Here is a 16,969-nt window from a genome sequence, read left to right as displayed (position 1 = left end):
ATCCCCCTCCACCCTGCCCACATCTTCTCCGCTGCCGGAGGGCGGGCCGGTGCCGATGCGCTCAGGCCTCGACCGGGACCGCCGACACCGTCCGGGCGATCGTGAACTGCCCGATGACCCGGGTGCCGTCGTAGAGGACTGCGGTCTGCCCCGGCGCGACACCGTCGAAGGGCTCATCCGGACGGACCGTGAGCACGCCGTCGACGAGCACGGCCGTCGCCGGGACCGGATCGGCGTGCGCGCGGATCTGCACGTGGCAGGAGAACTCGGACGTCTCGGGCGCCCGGCCGGCCCACGTGAAGCGGTCGCCGGCGATCTCGGCGCACGCGAGGGCCTCCTTCGGTCCCACGACGACGGTGTTGTTCACCGGCCGGACCTCGAGGACGAACCGCGGCTTGCCGTCGGCCGCGGGCACGCCGAGCTGCAGTCCCCGGCGCTGACCGACGGTGAACGCGTGCGCTCCCTCGTGACGCCCCACCACGGCGCCCGAGCGGTCGAGGATGTCGCCGGTCTCGGCCCCCACGCGGTCGGCGAGCCAGCCCCGCGTGTCACCGTCCGGGATGAAGCAGATGTCGTGGCTGTCCGGCTTCTGCGCGACCGACAGCCCGCGCTCCTCGGCCTCGGCGCGCACGACGGCCTTCGACGGCGTGGACCCGAGCGGGAAGTAGGTGTGGGCGAGCTGCGCCGCGGTGAGGACGCCGAGAACGTAGGACTGGTCCTTCGCGGCATCCGACGCGCGATGCAGTTCGCGTCCGTCGGGGGTGTCGACGAGCGTGGCGTAGTGCCCCGTGCAGACGGCGTCGAATCCGAGCTCGAGCGCTCGCTCCAGCAGCGCGGCGAACTTGATCTTCTCGTTGCACCGCATGCAGGGATTCGGTGTGCGGCCCGCGCGGTACTCCGACACGAAGTCCTCGATCACGTCGTCGCGGAACCGCTCCGAGAAATCCCACACGTAGAAGGGGATGCCGAGCTTGTCCGCGGCACGACGGGCGTCCATCGCGTCCTCGATCGTGCAGCAGCCGCGGCTCCCCGCGCGCAGCGTCCCGCCCGCGCGCGAGAGGGCCAGGTGGACGCCGACCACGTCATGCCCCGCCTCGACCGCGCGCGCCGCGGCCACCGCGGAGTCGACGCCACCGCTCATCGCCGCCAGAACTCGCATCGTCCCAGTCTACGAACCGCCGGCTGAGCGGGCGCCGGATGCCACGGCCCGCTCGTAGGCGGAGGGCAGCGCCGCCAGCACGGCATCCACGTCCTCCTCCGTCGACGTGCGCCCCAGGGTCAGCCGGAGCACGGACCGCGCGGCGCGATCGTCCAGACCGAGGGCGAGCACGACGTGCGAGGGCTCGGCGACGCCCGCCTGGCACGCGGATCCCGTCGACACCGAGATGCCCGCCATGTCGAGGAGGAACAGCAGCGTCTCCCCCGCCGCCTCCGGGAAGAGCACGTGGACGTTCCCCGGCAGCCTGTCCTCCGGGTCGCCGAGCAGCCGCGCGGCCGGGATCGAGTCGAGGATGCCGTGCACCAGGCGCCGACGCAGTGTCCGGAGCCGCACGGCCTCCCGCTCCCGCTCCGCCTCGCTCGCCGCCGCAGCGGCCGCGAAAGCGGCGGCTCCGGCAGCATCCTGGGTTCCCGCGCGGAGTCCGCGCTGCTGTCCCCCGCCGTGCAGGAGCGGCGTGAGTCGCGCGTGACGCGACACCACCGCGGCGCCGACACCGACCGGTCCGCCGACCTTGTGCGCGGACACGGACAGGGCGACCAAGCCCGCGGGCCCGCTCCCACCGCCGCGCCAGCGCGAGAAGTCCACGTGCACTTGTCCGAGTGCCGACACCGCGTCCAAGTGCAGCGGCACGCCGGCCTCGTCCGCGACGCGTGCGAGGCCCGCGGCATCCTGGACCGTGCCGACCTCGTTGTTGGCGACCAGGGCCGTCGCGAGGGCCGAGCCCGGCAGCGCGCCCGAGAAGGCGTCGAGCGGGATGCGACCGAGCGTGTCGAGCCCGACGGGGCGCAGCGCGGCACCCGCCTCGGAGGTCAGCCACGCCACCGTGTCGACGGTGGCGTGGTGCTCGCCGTCGGGCAGGACCACCGCATCGGTGGACGGCTCGCGCGACCACCACAGCCCCTTCAACGCGAGATTGGTCGCCTCGGTGCCGCCCGAGGTCAGCACGACCTCGATGGGCTGGCATCCCAGGACCTCCGCGAGCCGCTCACGGGCGTCCTCGAGCAGCCGCCGTGCCGCCTGCCCGGCACCGTGGATCGACGACGGGTTGCCCAGCACCTCATGGGCGGCCAGCCAGGCGTCGCGCGCCTCCGGCCGCAGCGGGGTCGTGGCGGCGTGGTCGAGATAGACCGACATGCACCCTCCCGCTTCCCGTCCGAGTCCTTCACTACCCTAGGACGCATGGTCCCACCCGAAGCGGCCCTGTCTGCACGATCCGCCCTCCTCTCGCCGTCCCTCGATGACCTGGGGGTGCGGCTCGGTCCCGAGGGCGGCACGCTCCGGGTGTGGTCGGCGCACGCGGACGCGATGCAGCTCGTCGTGTTCGACGACGTCGACCTCGACTGGGCCGTCGAGACGCTGCCGATGACGGCCGTGGGTGGCGGCGTTTTCGAGGCCACGACCCCGCTGTTGACCCCCGGCGCGCGGTATGCCGTGCGCGTCGGCGGCCCCCACGGGCCCGGGAACACGTTCAACCCCGAGACGCTCCTCCTGGACCCGTACGCCCGTGGCCTCGTCGCGGGCGGCTTCGGGGACTGGCGGTCGGTCGTCGTCGAGGGGGGCTTCGACTGGGGAGGCGTCGCGAAGCCGCGCGTCCCGATGGACCGGACGGTCATCTACGAGGGCCACGTGAAGGGCCTCACCAAGCGGCATCCCGGGGTCCCGCCGGCCCTGCACGGCACGTACGCCGGACTCGCCCACCCGGCGATGATCGAGCACTTCCTCTCGCTCGGGATCACCAGCGTCGAACTCCTGCCCGTCCACGCGTTCGCGACCGAGCCGCGCCTGCTCCAACTCGGGCTGACGAACTACTGGGGCTACAACTCGCTCAACTTCTTCACGCCGCACGCGGCCTACGCCACCGCCGCGAGCCGGGCCGAGGGTCCCGAGGCGGTGCTGCGCGAGTTCAAGGGCATGGTCCGGCTCCTGCACGAGGCCGGGCTCGAGGTCATCCTCGACGTCGTGTACAACCACACCGCCGAGGAGGGCATCGGCGGACCGCGCTCGAGCTTCCGCGGCATCGACAACCGCTCGTACTACCGTCAGACCGACGAGGGCGTCTACATCGACGAGACCGGTTGCGGGAACGCCGTGAACACCGCGACGGATGCCGCGGCCCGACTCGTGCTCGACTCCCTGCGCTATTGGGCCGAGGACGTGCAGATCGACGGATTCCGTTTCGACCTCGCCGTGACCCTCGGCCGTGACCAGAACCATGCGTTCACGCCCGACCATCCGCTGCTGACGGCGATCCGCGAGGACGAGGTTCTCGCGGGCACCAAGCTCATCGCCGAGCCCTGGGACGTCGGCATGGGCGGTTGGCAGACCGGCGGGTTCGGCGACGGATGGCACGAGTGGAACGACCGCTACCGCGACCGCGTCCGAAACTTCTGGCTCAGCGACGTCGACTACGCGCGCCGCGCCAGCACGGCGCCCGTCGGCATCGGGGGGTTCGCCACGCGCCTGGCGGGGTCCTCGAACACGTTCTCCGAAGAACGCGGACCGCTCGCGAGCGTCAACTTCGTCACGGCCCACGACGGGTTCACGCTTCGCGACCTCGTGTCGTACGACGTCAAGCACAACCTCGGCAACGGCGAGCAGAACCGCGACGGCGCCGACACCAATCGCTCGTACAACCACGGTGCCGAGGGGAAGACCGACGATCCGCGTATCCTCGCCACCCGCCGGAAGGCGATGCGCAACCTGCTCGGGACGCTGCTGCTGTCGGCGGGCGTGCCGATGATCACCGCGGGCGACGAGATGGGTCGCACGCAGCGCGGCAACAACAACGCGTACTGCCACGATTCCCCCCTCACATGGTTGTCCTGGGACCTCGCGCCCTGGCAGCAGGATCTGTACGCGCACACGCGGCGGCTCCTCACCCTGCGCCGTGAGAACCCGGCGCTGCGCCCCGTGCGCTTTGCGCGCTCCGGCGAGCGGATCCCCTCCGCGTCGGTCATGGACTGGTTCGACGAGCACGGCGAGACCATGTCGGGTGAGCGATGGACCGACCCCTCGCACCGCACCCTCCAGTACCTCGCGACGTCGACCCCGGAGACCGAGGAGTTCAATCGCATCCTGCTCGTCGTGCACGGCAACGAAAGCCCCGTCGAGGTGACGCTGCCGGCGCTGGCGGACGATGTGGAGTACGTGTCTCTGTGGTCGAGCGCCGATGAAACGCCGTCCGAGGAGACGCCCCGCCTGTCCCCCGGCGACGTCGTCCCGTTCGTCGGAACGTCGATGCGGCTCTTCCGCGTCGAGGCGCGAGGCTGACGAACCGTCGTCGAACCGGAGGGTCCTGTCAAGGCCCGGGGCAAGCCCTGCGGCAACCTCGTCGCCCCACGGTAGGTTCGGACCGTGGCCACCACGACGACGACCTCTTCGCCCGTTTCCGCCTGGCGCAGCGCCGCCTCGATCCCGGTGCGTCCGATCAAACCGACGCCCTCCCGAGGGGTGGTGACGCCGCGCATCCCGATGGCTCTCCCCCATCCGCACGTGCCCGGCGGTCGGTTCCGCCCCTCGGCCTACGTCGGCGAAGCGGTGCCCTTCACCGTCACCGCGTTCCGCGAGGGACATGACCGCATCGGCGTTCACGTGCGCCTCTTCTCCCCGTCCGGCGACGAGTCCCTGCACCGGCTTTCGCCGCTGAACGACGGGTTCGACCGGTGGTCGACCCTCGTCGCCCCGCTCGAGCAGGGCGTGTGGCGGTTCCGCTTCGAGGCGTTCGCCGACGAGTTCGCCACGTGGGAGCACGCTGCCGAGGTGAAGATCGCCGCCGGCGTCGACGCCGCACTGATGCGCGAGATGGGTGCGCAGCTGTTCGACCGGGCCCGCGGCGAGAAGAAGCGTCCGGCCGAAGACAAAGACCTGCTGTACGCCGCCGCGCGAACGCTCCGCGACCCCGACACGCACGACGACGTCGCTCTCCAGGTGGTCCGCGACCCCCAGATCGCGGAGCTGTTCGCGGCCCGTCCCGTCATGGGGCTCGTCTCCGCGGGTCGGGACGCCGAACTGCTCGTCGAACGCGAGCGTGCCGGCGTCGGCGCCTGGTACGAGTTCTTCCCGCGCTCGGAGGGCGCCACGCGCGCCGAGGACGGCTCCGTGATCAGCGGTACCTTCCGCTCTGCCGTCGACCGTCTGCCGGGTGTGGCAGGCATGGGCTTCGACGTGCTCTACCTGCCGCCGATCCATCCGATCGGCGAGCAGAACCGCAAGGGTCCCAACAACACCCTCGTCACCTCCCCGGGCGACCCCGGGTCACCCTGGGCGATCGGTGGACCGGCCGGCGGCCACGACACCGTGCACCCCGACCTCGGGACGCTCGACGATTTCCGCGCGTTCGTCGAGGCAGCACGCGTCAACGGCATCGAGGTCGCCCTCGACCTCGCTCTCCAAGCCTCCCCCGACCACCCCTGGGTCACCGAGCACCCCGAATGGTTCACGACGCTTCCCGACGGGTCGATCGCTTACGCCGAGAACCCTCCCAAGAAGTACCAGGACATCTACCCGGTCAACTTCGACAACGACCCCGACGGCATCCGGGCCGAGGTCCTGCGGATCGTGCGGCATTGGATCGCCCAGGGCGTCCGCATCTTCCGCGTCGACAACCCGCACACCAAGCCGCTGCAGTTCTGGGAGTGGCTCATCGCCACCGTCAGTGCCGAAGAGCCCGACGCGGTGTTCCTCGCCGAGGCCTTCACACGACCCGCGCCGCTGCAGGGTCTCGCGATGGCCGGGTTCCAGCAGAGCTACACGTACTTCACGTGGCGCAACACCAAGCAGGAGCTCGAGGAGTTCTTCGACGGTCTCGCCCACGAGACCGCGGACTTCCTCCGCCCCAACCTCTTCGTCAACACCCCCGACATCCTCACCGAGTACCTGCAGTTCGGCGGTCGCCCCGCCTACAAGATCCGTGCTGCCCTCGCGGCGACCGCGGCGCCGACGTACGGCGTGTACGCCGGCTACGAGCTGTACGAGAACGTCGCGCGGCCGGGGTCCGAAGAGAACATCGACAACGAGAAGTACGAGTACAAATTCCGCGACTGGTCCGGTGCCGAGGCGGCCGGCGACTCCCTCGCCCCGTACCTGCGCCGCCTGAACGGCATCCGACGCGACCACCCGGCCCTGCGCCAGCTGCGCAACCTCCACATCCAGTGGAGCGACGACGACGCGATCCTGGTCTACGCCAAGCACCTCGACGCTGCGCTGTCGCCCACGGGCCAGGCCGACACGATCATCGTCGTGGCCAACGTCGACCCGCACTCCACGCGTGAGACGACGGTTCACCTCGACACCACGATCTGGGGCGTCGAGCCCGGGACGCCCTACGACGTCGAAGACCTCGTCACGGGCGCGGTCTGGACCTGGACCGACCACAACTTCGTGCGCCTGGACGCATTCGCCGAACCCGTGCACATCCTGCACGTGAAGGAGTCCCGATGACCGCTCTTCCCCCCGAACTCCTGGATGCCGTGGCCCACGGCGCCCACCATGACCCCCACAGCGTCCTCGGCGTGCACGAGACCGCCGACGGATGGGTCATCCGCACCCGACGACCGCTGGCGCGTGAGGTCGTCGCGGAACTCGCCGACGGCTCCACGGTGGATCTCGCCCACACGCACGGCGGCATCTGGGAGGGTGCGCACGCCGGCGCGCCGGGTCCGTATCGCGTGCGCGCGACGTACGACGGCGGAGCCGAGCATGTCGCCGACGATCCCTATCGGCATCTGCCCTCGCTGGGCGAGCTCGACCTGCACCTCATCTCGGAGGGCCGTCACGAAGAGCTCTGGCGCGTCCTCGGCGCCCATGTCCGTGAACTGGACGGCTCCACGGGTACGGCGTTCACCGTGTGGGCGCCCGACGCTCGCGCCGTCCGCGTGATCGGCGACTTCAACGGATGGGACGGAAGCGGCAGTGCGATGCGCTCGATGGGCGGCAGCGGCATCTGGGAACTGTTCGTCCCCGAAGTCGGCGTCGGCGCGCGCTACAAGTTCGAGATCCTGACGCGTGCGGGGGCGTGGATCCAGAAGGCCGATCCCATGGCACGCCTGGCGGAGATCCCCCCGGCCACCGCGTCGGTCGTGACGACATCCGCCTACCGCTGGGCCGATGACGCCTGGATCGAGGAGCGGTCCCGGACCGCCCCGATCGATCGCCCCATGTCGATCTACGAGCTGCACCTGGGCTCGTGGCGCCCGGGCCTGTCGTACCGCGACGCCGCCGACGAGATCATCGCCTACGTCAGCGCCCAGGGCTTCACACATGTGGAGTTCCTGCCCCTCGCCGAGCACCCGTTCGGAGGGTCGTGGGGCTACCAGGTCTCCGGGTACTACGCCCCCACGAGCCGCTTCGGCGACCCCGACGACCTCCGCTACCTGATCGACCGCCTGCACCAGGCCGGCATCGGCGTGATCATGGACTGGGTCCCCGGCCACTTCCCCAAGGACGACTTCGCCCTCGCCCGCTTCGACGGAGAGCCGCTCTACGAGCACCCCGACCCCCGTCGCGGAGAGCACAAGGACTGGGGCACCCTGATCTTCGACTACGGACGCAACGAGGTGCGCAACTTCCTCGTCGCCAATGCGCTGTACTGGTTCGAGGAGTTCCACGTGGACGGACTCCGCGTGGATGCCGTGGCATCCATGCTCTATCTCGACTACTCCCGCAACGATGGCGAGTGGGCCCCCAACCAGTTCGGTGGCCGCGAGAACCTCGAGGCCATCCGCTTCCTGCAGGAGGTCAACGCCACCGCCTACAAGCGCTACCCCGGCATCGCGATGATCGCCGAGGAGTCGACGAGCTTCCCGGGCGTCACCGCGCCGACCGCCCACGCGGGCCTGGGCTTCGGGTTCAAGTGGAACATGGGCTGGATGAACGACTCGCTCCAGTACATCGCGCGCGATCCCATGTACCGCTCGCACCACGAGGGTGAGCTGTCGTTCTCGTTCGTGTACGCGTTCAGCGAGAACTTCATCCTCCCCATCAGCCACGACGAGGTCGTGCACGGCAAGGGCAGTCTGTTCGGTCGAATGCCGGGCGACCACTGGCAGAAGCTCGCGAACATGCGCGCCTTCCTCGCCTACATGTGGGGTCATCCGGGCAAACAGCTGCTGTTCATGGGCCAGGAGTTCGGGCAGATGTCCGAATGGTCGGAGTCGCGGAGCCTCGACTGGTGGATGCTCGACCAGCCTTCGCACGCCCAGCTGCACTCGTTCGTCGCCGAACTCAATCGCGTCTACCGCGAGCACGCGCCGCTGTGGTCGCGCGACCACGACGGAGCCGCGTTCTCGCGCCTGGGCGCACCGGCGTGGAACCCCAACGTGCTCGCTTTCGCGCGCCGCGACCACCACGGCAACACCGTGGTCGTGGTCTGCAACTTCTCCGGTGTGCCCCTCGGCGACTTCCCGCTCGATCTCCCCGAGGCCGGCACGTGGACCGAGGTGCTCAACAGCGACGCGGAGGCGTTCGGCGGCTCCGGTCAGGGCAACCTCGGCTCGGTGACCACGGACGCCCGCGGAAGCGCCGTCCTGACGGTTCCGCCGCTCGGCGTCCTCTGGCTGCACCACCGCGCGGGCTGACCGACGCGCGCAGATGTGAAAGGCCCCGTCCGCGGACGGGGCCTTTCACATGGATCAGAACAGCAGGGATGCCAGACGCGAGCGAGCGCGGATCACCCGGGCGTCCTCGTCGCCGACGAGCCCGAACAGCTCCAGGAGACGTTCGCGCACCGGAGGGCGCTCGTCCGAGGGAAGGGCGGCGAACAGGTCGAGCAACCGCTCGAACGCGTCGTCGACGTGACCGCCGGCGACGTCCAGATCGGCCACCAGGAACTGGGCGTCGACATCGGTCGGGCCCGCGGCTGCGGCCGCCCGCGCGGCCTGCAGGTCGGCGCCCTGGACGCGATCGAGCAGACGCACCTGGCCGAGTCCGGCACGCGCATCGGCGTCACGGGGGTTCTCCGCCAGAGCGCGCTCGTACGCCGCGATCGCACGCGGGTAGTCGCCCTCTTCGATGGCGGCGAACGCTTCGGCGTGCAACGGCGGGAGCGGCTGCTCGGCGGGCTCCTCGGCATCCGTCGCGCCATCGAGAGGCACCGTGCCGGTGACCCCGTGCTGGGCCGCGAGCTGGAGAAGCTGCGCGAACACCTCACGGACCTGCTGCTCGGGCACGGCACCGGTGAACAGGGGCACCGGCTGGCCCGCGACGAGCGCGACGACCATCGGGATCGACTGCGCGCGGAAGCCTTGGGCGAGCTGGGGGTTGGCGTCGACGTCGACCTTCGCGAGCACCACCTTGCCGGCCAGCTCGATCACGACCTTCTCGAGCACCGGGCTGAGCTGCTTGCACGGACCGCACCACTCGGCCCACAGGTCCACGACCACCGGGACGGTGCGCGAGAGCTCGAGCACCTGTCCGAAGGACGCGTCGGTGACGTCGACGACGAGCGGGGACGGGGCGGCACCCGCGGCGGGGGACGGCGCACCGTCGGTAAGCGCCGCCGGCGGCTGCGGACGGTTGCGCAGGGACGAGAGGTCGACGGCACCGCGGAGGACGGAACCGGGGGTGGGAGTGCTCACGGAGACACCTTCGCTTCGAGGAGGCTGGAACGGTAGCCCAGCAGCCGGATCTTGTCGTCCGATCCCTGACTGGGCACGTAGAAGAAGATCTGGTCGGTGTAGGTCGTGGTGAAGCCCGTCGCCGACTGGTCGACGCCGGTGAGAGCCTTCACCGCGGGGTTGTTGTCGAGCTTGATGACGGCATCCGCGTTGGTCGGCTTCGCCGTGTCGCTTTCGAAGACGTTGACCGCGACGATCGCGCCGGTGTCGAGCGTGGCGAGGGCGATCGGCGCGGCCGGACCGGCCGTCGCGGAGAAACTGATCTCGGCCGTGCCCTGTCCGGTCTGGTTCAGCTCTTCCGTGCGCTTGCGCTTGTTGTCCTCGATCGCCGGCAGCAGCAGATCGTTGGCGGTGTCGAATGCCGCCCACGATGCACTGTTCTGGCCGTTGTTGATGAGGTCGGCGTACGCGGCTGCGACCTCGTCGGGCGGCATGACCAGGAACGACGAGTCCGGCGGGACCTGCGTCGCGCCGACGTAGGGAGCGGCCAGCTCAGGCAGGTTCGTGGATGCCTCGAGGTTGCCGATGTACGACACCCGGTACTCCGACCACGGATCCTCCTGCGTCATCATCATGATGGACGTGGTGGGGGCGTCGGTGGCCGGGGACTCCACGACCGTCATGACCGTGCGCGGCCAGGTCCCGGTCGTCTGCGGGAGGATGATCTGCACGGGGTCGGAAGGGATCGCGGGCAGCGCGGGCCGGTCGGGCAGCGCGGCGCGCAGGGTGTAGTTCGTCTGCCGCTCGGCCAGCGCGGGTCCGGTGAGCCGCGTCTCGGCTGCGGCGGCATCCAGAGCCGCATCGGCCTGCGCGACCGTCGTGGCGATGCGGGAGATGATCCGCTCCGCCTGGTTCTCGGTCACCGCCGGCGGGAACTGCCCCTCGGGCACGATGACCGTCGGGGTGGGGCTCGGACTCTCGCTCGCGGCGAACTGCGGCCATGCGTCGGCGGAGCACCCCGCGAAGAGCGCGGCCGAGACGCCCAGCGCCGGAACGGCGATCAGCGCGCGGCGGCCGGAACCGAGCGCCCCGCGTCCGCGCCGGGAGGGAGACGAGCTGATCACGCCCTTCTCCGCCGCGTCGGCGTCGGCGATCGAGATCGGCTCGGTGACGGGAAGAGGCAGGCCCTTGCGCCGCGGACGACGGGAGCGGCGGACATGGCGGATGCCGAGCAGGTACAGCACGATGCCGGCGAGGAGGGCGATCGCTCCCCCGGCGATCAGCGGACCCGCCCACGGCGTGGAGTTGTCGATGGGCCACGTGACGGTGATGTCGGACGGGGCGGGCGCTGTACCGTCGCTGGCGACGAGGACGCTCATGTCGGACGGGAGCTGAAGGGTCGTGCTGAGCGAGCCGGTCTGCTGATACTCGTCGAGCCAGAGGTCCGAGCCCACGGGCGTGCGTGCGGCGGTCGCCTCGGTCACGGGAGCCTCGGTCGAGGCGGGGACGAGGGACGTCTGCACGGCGTTCTCCGGCCCCAGGGTGACCGCCGTGTACGGGACGTCGGCGAGCCAGGCGCGCACGTCGCTCGTACGGCCGTAGGAGACGAAGACCTCACCGTCGCCGGAGACGCGCAGCGCCTGGGCACCGGGAAGGCTGCCGAGGACGGCGCCGTCGATGAGCGTGTAGGCCGTGGACCCGTCGGTCTGAATCGACTCCGTGGCCTCGGAGGGCCCCTGGAAGACGGTGCGCTGAGCGATGCCCGCGCCGATCATGGCGGCGGCGATGACGAACGCCACCACGGCCCAGACGAATCTCACGCTACACACCATCCCCACCGGCGACTCGGGCGGCCACCGAAGAATCGACGTTTCAGACTAGCCGAGGCCGGCTGAAAGTTCGCGGCGAGGCCCCGCGGTCACGCCGGAAGCGCACTGTCTCAGTATCCTTTCGAGACGGGCACGCTCGCCCACCGCAGGCAGGAGTCACGAGGATGAAGATCCACAATCCGTTCCGGGTCGCCCTGCTGGCGACCTTGGGCGTCGGCGTCGGTCTCCTGGTCATCGGGAGCGTGCAGAACCTCTCGACGATCCTGCTGTACGTGGGCACCGCGCTGTTCCTCTCCCTCGGGCTCGATCCGGTCGTCTCCTTCCTCGAACGCCGCGGGCTGCCGCGGTGGGCAGCCGTCCTCCTGACGATCCTCGGTGTGCTCGGGATCTTCGCCGGGATCATCCTCATGGTCGTCCCCATCATCGTCAGCCAGATCACCCAGCTCGTCGGGCAGATCGAGCAGCTGCTGCAACCGGGGCGCTGGAACGAGATCGTCGCCGACGTCCAGGACTGGGCCACGATGAATTTTCCCTGGCTTCGGATCGACGAGGTCTGGGCCGGGGTGCAGAACTGGTTCACCACCCTCGACGTCGGCTCGATCTCCACGATGGTCGGCAACAGTCTCCTGACGATCGGCGGGGCGGTGGCCGCCGGCATCGGCGGCGCTTTCATCGTGCTGATCCTCACCATCTACTTCACCGCGTCGACGCCGTCGCTGAAGTCCGCGGTGTATCAGCTCGTCCCGGCATCCCGTCGTGCGCGGTTCATCGAACTGGCCGAGAAGATCACCGACTCGGTCGGCTACTACGTCATGGGTCAGGTGAGCCTCGGCGTGATCAACGGCATCCTGAGCGCGATCTTCCTCACGATCATCGACGCGCCCTTCCCCGCCGTGCTCGCGGTCATCGCGTTCTTCTTCTCCCTCATCCCCCTCGTCGGCACGCTCACGGGGTCGACGATCATCGTGCTGACCTGCCTGATCCCCGGCCTCGGAACGCCGACGTGGGCGATCGTGGCCGCAGCGATCTACTACCTCGTGTACATGCAGATCGAGGCGTACGTGATCTCGCCGCGCATCATGAACCGGGCGGTCTCGGTTCCCGGTTCGGTCGTGGTCATCTCGGCACTCGCCGGTGGGGCGCTGCTGAACCTCCTGGGTGCGCTCATCGCCATCCCGGTTGCGGCCAGCATTCTGATCATCTACCGCGAGGTCATCATCCCGCGCCAGAACGAGCGCTGAGGCTCAGGCCTCGAGGGGGCCGTCCCACTCGACCGGAAGCGGCAGGGCGTCCGGATTCACGGCGGCGACGATCTCCGTCAGCACGCGACGCGTCTGGTTCTCGCCGACCCACAGGTGCTTGCCGCCGTCGACGGCGATGAGCTGCGCCTGTGGAACCGAGGCGAAGCGCTCGCGGGCCTCGTCGGGGCGCAGGTAGTCGTCGAACTCCGGCACCACCACGACCATCCGGCGCCGATCGCCCGCCCAGGCGGCGACCTCGTCCGCGGTCGCCCGGTGCAGCGGCGGGGAGAGCAGGATGACACCCTCGATGTCGTGGTCGCGGCCGTACTTCAGGGCGAGTTCGGTGCCGAAGGACCAGCCCACGAGCCAGGGTCGCGGGAGCCCTCGCTCGCGCACGAAGTCGACGGCCGCGGCGACATCGAACACCTCCGCTCCTCCCCCGTCGAACGCGCCCTCACTCGTCCCGCGCGGCGATGTCGTGCCACGGGTGTTGAACCGCAGGACGGCCAGGTCCGCCAGGGCCGGGAGTCGACCCGCGGCCTTGCGCAGGATGTGCGAGTCCATGAACCCCCCGGCCGTCGGAAGCGGGTGCAGCGTGACGAGCGTGGCCACCGGCTCACGGTGCTCGGGGGATGCCAGTTCGCCGACGAGCGTCAGGCCGTCGACGGTCTCCAGCTCGATGTCCTCCCGTCGAGCGGGAAGCAGCACGGGTCCGCGAATCTCCATCAGGCGATCCTCCAACAGTGGGTGTGCCAGTGACGGCGGGCGGCCAGATCGGCAGAGTCGCCGAGGACGCCGTCGGCGCGCCAGACGACGACGTGGGTGACACCGACCTCGACCGCTCTGCCGCAGCCGGGACAGATATAGGGCTTCTGCGCCTGTGCGCCGGAAAGGGGTTGCACGGTCCACTCGGCACCGCGCTTGAACTCGGTGCGCTTCCAGCCGGCGATCAGGCGGTCGAGCGAGGCGTCGGAACGGTCGCTGGACGGACGCCGCTTGCGCGAACGGGGCACGCGCCCGTCACCACCAGTGGTTGCTGGTCCAGAACGCGTACGCTCCGGCCCAGCTGCCGTACCGACCGGTGGCGTATCCGGTGGCCCAGCGGAGGTTGTCGACGGGGTCGTAGCCGTTCCCGGGCACCTTGCTGCAGGGAAGCGCCTGAACGAGCCCGCAGGCACCGGATGACCGGTTGGTGGCGTTGGGGTTCCAACCGCTCTCGCGGCTGACGATGTAGTCGACGTAGCCCATGTCGGCTTCGGAGATGCCCGCCGCCGCCATCCATTCGCCGGGCGCGCCACCGCCGGAATAGTAGAGCGGTCCGCTGCTGCCCCCGCTGGAAGCGTCCGATCCGGTCGAGGAGGCCCGGACGGGCTGCGGCGTCGGGGTCGGCTTGGGCTTGACGTACACGTTGTAGCTCGAGCGGTCGAGCGAGGGAGCCTGCTTCTCGCCGCCGGTGGAGACCTGCTGCACGTCGTCGAGACCCTCCGCGTACAACGTCACCGTCTGGGGCTCGTCGGCCTGTGCGCTCAGGATCGCCCCGCCCATCGGGCCGACGTACGCGCCCGTGAAGGCGAGCGCGGCGCAGGCGGCGAAGACCGCGACGACACCGCGGCGGCGCGACCAGTGGGGTCCGCGTCGCCCGGATGGAGCCGGATGCACCACATCGACCACCGCGTGGCCGCGACGGGCCACACGTCGGGACGACGCACGCGTGAGGTCGGATCCGGGAGTCACAGTGTGCTCGATTCTATCGATGCCGTCGTCGGGGTGCTATGCGGGGCTCAGCCCACGGCGAGCATGACCTCGACGACGGCGTCGAGCACGGCATCCACCTGCACCTCGCGGTAGCCACCGCGCTGCATGCGGAAGGCCACCGACCGCACCTGTTCCGCGGTGATCGGATCGCCGGACGCGAGGTAACGGCGGACGCGGTCGGCGACGATGTCGACCTCGTCGACGCTGTATCCGTAGTGCAGGAGGCCGACCCGATCGAAGCGCTGCCCGCGGGGCCGCGACAGGCGATCGAGGACGACTTGCGCGGTGTCGCGCGTCTCCGCGACCCAGGCCCGGGCACCGAGCCGCGAGAGGGCGTATTCGCGCTCCCGCGCCGCGAACGCGTCCTCCACACGCCCCAGCGCGGCATCCACCGGTCCGATGGCGTAGCCGCCTCGAACCAGGGGGAAGGATGCCGAACGCACCTCCGTCGACCGGAGGGCGCCGGGCTCGTCGGCCTCGAACGCCTCGCGCGCCTTCTCGAGGAAGGTGTCGACGGCGCGTTTCTCGTAGCCCTTCGAACGCCCGGGGGCGTCGGGGAACGGCGTCGATCGGTCGGAACGGGCGATCTGGGTCTCGGTCATGACACTCCGAGGGGCGCGAGAAGGTAGTACGTCGCGAGCGCCGCGGTCGCGGACGGCAGGATCGAGTCGAGACGGTCGAGCACCCCGCCGTGGCCGGGAAGCCACGAACTCATGTCTTTGATGCCGAGGTCGCGCTTGAGCATCGACTCCCCGAGGTCACCCACGGTGGCGGTGGCCAGCACGACCGCGCCGAAGATCAGCCCCGTCCACCACGGCAGCTGCAGCATGAACACGGCCAGCACGACGCCCGCCGCGAGAGCGGCCACACACGCACCCGCGAAGCCCTCCCAGGTCTTCTTGGGGCTGATTCGCGGGGCCATCGGATGCCGTCCGCCGCGTCCGAACGTCAAACCCGACACGTAGGCGCCGGTGTCGGCGACCACCGCGAGGATCAGGAACGCCAGCACCCACCACTCGCCACCGTCCTCCGCCAGCAGGATCATCGCGATGCTGGTGAGGAACGGGACGTAGAGCTGAACGAACGCGGCGACGAGGACGTCGGCGAGCACCTCGTTATACGCGCGGCCGTCGTCGGCGAGGAGTTGTGCGGTGAGACGCCAGACGATGACGAACGCCACCGCGACGAGCGTCGCCACCCAGTGCAACCAGAGGCCCGCGAGGAACCCGCTGGCCAGAAGCAGGACACCGGCGGCCAGCTGCGGAACGACATCGACCCGTCGCCCCGAGACCTGCAACGCTCGGGAGAACTCGAACACCGCGAGCACCATCGCGCCGAGGGCGAAGAACGCGAAGAGCCACTTCACGAAGATCAGCGACGCCACGACGACGACGCCGATGGCGACGCCGATGAGGATCGCGACGATGAGATCGCGCCCCGTGCGCTGTTTGATGCGCTCGTTGGCCTGATCGAACTCGGCCCGGGCGTGCGCGATGTGCTGCTCGGCGTCCGTCCGCATGGCGCGCAACTGCGACTCGATGGCGGTGACCGAGTCACCGCTCACCGGCGCGCGCCGCGCGTCGGCCCTCCGTCGGGAAGGCGAAGCGGCGGGTGCCGTCTCATCGGCGTCGGGGGCCTCGGGCATGGATCAGACCTCGAGAAGCTCGGCCTCTTTGCGCTTGAGCGCCTCGTCGATCGCATCGACGTGCGCCCGCGTGACGCCGTCGAGCTCCTTCTCGGCGCGTACCAGCTCGTCTTCACCGACATCGCTCTTGAGCGCGTCGAGGTCGTCCTTGGCCTTGCGACGCAGGTTGCGCACCTGCACCTTGGCGTCCTCGCCCTTGCTGCGCACGAGCTTGACGTACTCCTTGCGGCGATCCTCTGTCAGCTCGGGCATCGTGACGCGCACGAGGTTGCCGTCGTTGGTGGGGTTCACACCGAGGTTCGGCATGTCGCGGATCGCCTGCTCGATGGCCTTGAGCGCCGACTTGTCGTACGGGTTGACCACGAGCGTGCGTGCCTCGGGATTGTTCAGCGACGCCAGCTGAGCGAGCGGGGTGGGCGAGCCGTAGTAGTCGACGAGGACCTTCTGGAACATTTGGGGGTTCGCGCGCCCGGTGCGGACGGTCGCGAAGTCCTCCTTGGCGGCCTCCACGGCGCGATCCATGCGCGCTCCGGCATCGGCGAGGACATCGGCGATCACGGTGACTCCATTCGTTGGAACTATCGACTCAGTCTAGTCGCGGGGGGGGGCGGCCCCCCCCCCCCCCCCCCCCCCCCCCCCCCGAGCAGGGGGGACCGCGAAAAGAGGCCCACCCCGCAGCGGGGGGGTGGACCCGGGGGCCCGACCCACAACACCCCCCACCCGCCAAC

General features: G+C 70.2%; 14 protein-coding genes. 4 read left to right on the top strand and 10 right to left on the bottom strand.

What is annotated here, in order from left to right:
• Positions 1–61 precede the first annotated feature (61 nt).
• Together mnmA and LL239_RS16070 are read right to left on the bottom strand one after the other, a co-directional pair.
• A complete protein-coding gene (mnmA, locus tag LL239_RS16075) occupies positions 62–1,159 on the bottom strand; it encodes a tRNA 2-thiouridine(34) synthase MnmA (RefSeq protein WP_228164400.1) in 1,098 nt (365 codons plus the stop codon).
• A 9-nt stretch (positions 1,160–1,168) separates the two neighbouring features.
• The gene (locus LL239_RS16070) at positions 1,169–2,353 is read right to left on the bottom strand and encodes a cysteine desulfurase family protein (protein WP_228164399.1); all 1,185 of its coding nucleotides are present in this window, start codon (positions 2,351–2,353) and stop codon (positions 1,169–1,171) included.
• Positions 2,354–2,398: 45 nt separating this feature from the next.
• Here LL239_RS16070 and glgX point away from each other — a divergent pair, with 45 nt between their 5' ends.
• The 3 genes from glgX (at position 2,399) to glgB (ending at position 8,793) form a co-directional block, all read left to right on the top strand.
• Positions 2,399–4,489 (top strand): glycogen debranching protein GlgX, encoded by a 2,091-nt coding sequence (glgX, locus tag LL239_RS16065; protein WP_228164398.1) that lies wholly within the window; start codon positions 2,399–2,401, stop codon positions 4,487–4,489.
• Positions 4,490–4,690: 201 nt separating this feature from the next.
• Positions 4,691–6,658 (top strand): maltotransferase domain-containing protein, encoded by a 1,968-nt coding sequence (locus LL239_RS16060; RefSeq protein ID WP_228164451.1) that lies wholly within the window; start codon positions 4,691–4,693, stop codon positions 6,656–6,658.
• A complete protein-coding gene (gene glgB / locus LL239_RS16055; RefSeq protein ID WP_228164397.1) occupies positions 6,655–8,793 on the top strand; it encodes a 1,4-alpha-glucan branching protein GlgB in 2,139 nt (712 codons plus the stop codon). The genes LL239_RS16060 and glgB overlap by 4 nt, the downstream gene beginning before the upstream one ends.
• Positions 8,794–8,847: 54 nt before the next feature.
• Here the strand turns inward: glgB and LL239_RS16050 are convergent, their stop codons facing one another.
• Positions 8,848–9,792 (bottom strand): tetratricopeptide repeat protein, encoded by a 945-nt coding sequence (locus LL239_RS16050; RefSeq protein WP_228164396.1) that lies wholly within the window; start codon positions 9,790–9,792, stop codon positions 8,848–8,850.
• Positions 9,789–11,591, bottom strand: a complete 1,803-nt coding sequence (locus LL239_RS16045; protein ID WP_228164395.1) for a glycosyl transferase — start codon at positions 11,589–11,591, stop codon at positions 9,789–9,791. Before LL239_RS16045 ends, LL239_RS16050 begins: the two co-directional genes overlap by 4 nt.
• A 173-nt stretch (positions 11,592–11,764) precedes the next feature.
• Between LL239_RS16045 and LL239_RS16040 the strand changes: the two genes are divergently transcribed.
• Positions 11,765–12,841: an AI-2E family transporter gene (locus LL239_RS16040; RefSeq protein WP_228164394.1), complete on the top strand. Its 1,077-nt coding sequence runs from the start codon at positions 11,765–11,767 to the stop codon at positions 12,839–12,841.
• 3 nt (positions 12,842–12,844) lie between these two features.
• On the opposite strand, the gene LL239_RS16035 is transcribed toward LL239_RS16040, so the two are convergent.
• From LL239_RS16035 to frr, 6 genes are read right to left on the bottom strand one after another with little or no spacing between them, the layout of a single operon-like run.
• Positions 12,845–13,567: an alpha/beta hydrolase gene (locus LL239_RS16035; protein WP_228164393.1), complete on the bottom strand. Its 723-nt coding sequence runs from the start codon at positions 13,565–13,567 to the stop codon at positions 12,845–12,847.
• Complete coding sequence (locus LL239_RS16030; protein WP_228164392.1) at positions 13,567–13,854, bottom strand: hypothetical protein; 288 nt, start codon at positions 13,852–13,854, stop codon at positions 13,567–13,569. The genes LL239_RS16035 and LL239_RS16030 overlap by 1 nt, the downstream gene beginning before the upstream one ends.
• A 7-nt stretch (positions 13,855–13,861) precedes the next feature.
• Positions 13,862–14,575 (bottom strand): transglycosylase SLT domain-containing protein, encoded by a 714-nt coding sequence (locus tag LL239_RS16025; protein WP_228164391.1) that lies wholly within the window; start codon positions 14,573–14,575, stop codon positions 13,862–13,864.
• 47 nt (positions 14,576–14,622) lie between these two features.
• The gene (locus tag LL239_RS16020) at positions 14,623–15,198 is read right to left on the bottom strand and encodes a DivIVA domain-containing protein (RefSeq protein WP_228164390.1); all 576 of its coding nucleotides are present in this window, start codon (positions 15,196–15,198) and stop codon (positions 14,623–14,625) included.
• Positions 15,195–16,241 carry a phosphatidate cytidylyltransferase gene (locus tag LL239_RS16015; protein ID WP_228164389.1) on the bottom strand — a complete coding sequence of 349 codons (1,047 nt, stop codon included), beginning with the start codon at positions 16,239–16,241 and terminating at the stop codon, positions 15,195–15,197. Before LL239_RS16015 ends, LL239_RS16020 begins: the two co-directional genes overlap by 4 nt.
• Before the next feature lie 3 nt (positions 16,242–16,244).
• On the bottom strand, positions 16,245–16,799 hold the full coding sequence (frr, locus tag LL239_RS16010; protein WP_228164388.1) for a ribosome recycling factor: 555 nt from the start codon (positions 16,797–16,799) through the stop codon (positions 16,245–16,247).
• Positions 16,800–16,969 lie beyond the last annotated feature (170 nt).

This window comes from Microbacterium testaceum, from assembly GCF_020781835.1.
In the GTDB taxonomy this organism is placed as follows: domain Bacteria; phylum Actinomycetota; class Actinomycetes; order Actinomycetales; family Microbacteriaceae; genus Microbacterium; species Microbacterium testaceum_H.
Note: the sequence above shows the minus strand (reverse complement) of the source record. Positions and strands in the feature narration are given on the sequence as shown.

Bases quoted from the DNA above. Each gene is read 5' to 3' on its own strand.
- LL239_RS16070 (WP_228164399.1), bottom strand. From the start codon at position 2,353: ATGTCGGTCTATCTCGACCACGCCGCCACGACCCCGCTGCGGCCGGAG.
- LL239_RS16015 (WP_228164389.1), bottom strand. From the start codon at position 16,241: ATGCCCGAGGCCCCCGACGCCGATGAGACGGCACCCGCCGCTTCGCCT.
- LL239_RS16020 (WP_228164390.1), bottom strand. From the start codon at position 15,198: ATGACCGAGACCCAGATCGCCCGTTCCGACCGATCGACGCCGTTCCCC.
- glgX (WP_228164398.1), top strand. From the start codon at position 2,399: ATGGTCCCACCCGAAGCGGCCCTGTCTGCACGATCCGCCCTCCTCTCG.
- LL239_RS16035 (WP_228164393.1), bottom strand. From the start codon at position 13,567: ATGGAGATTCGCGGACCCGTGCTGCTTCCCGCTCGACGGGAGGACATC.
- mnmA (WP_228164400.1), bottom strand. From the start codon at position 1,159: ATGCGAGTTCTGGCGGCGATGAGCGGTGGCGTCGACTCCGCGGTGGCC.
- LL239_RS16060 (WP_228164451.1), top strand. From the start codon at position 4,691: ATGGCTCTCCCCCATCCGCACGTGCCCGGCGGTCGGTTCCGCCCCTCG.
- glgB (WP_228164397.1), top strand. From the start codon at position 6,655: ATGACCGCTCTTCCCCCCGAACTCCTGGATGCCGTGGCCCACGGCGCC.
- LL239_RS16040 (WP_228164394.1), top strand. From the start codon at position 11,765: ATGAAGATCCACAATCCGTTCCGGGTCGCCCTGCTGGCGACCTTGGGC.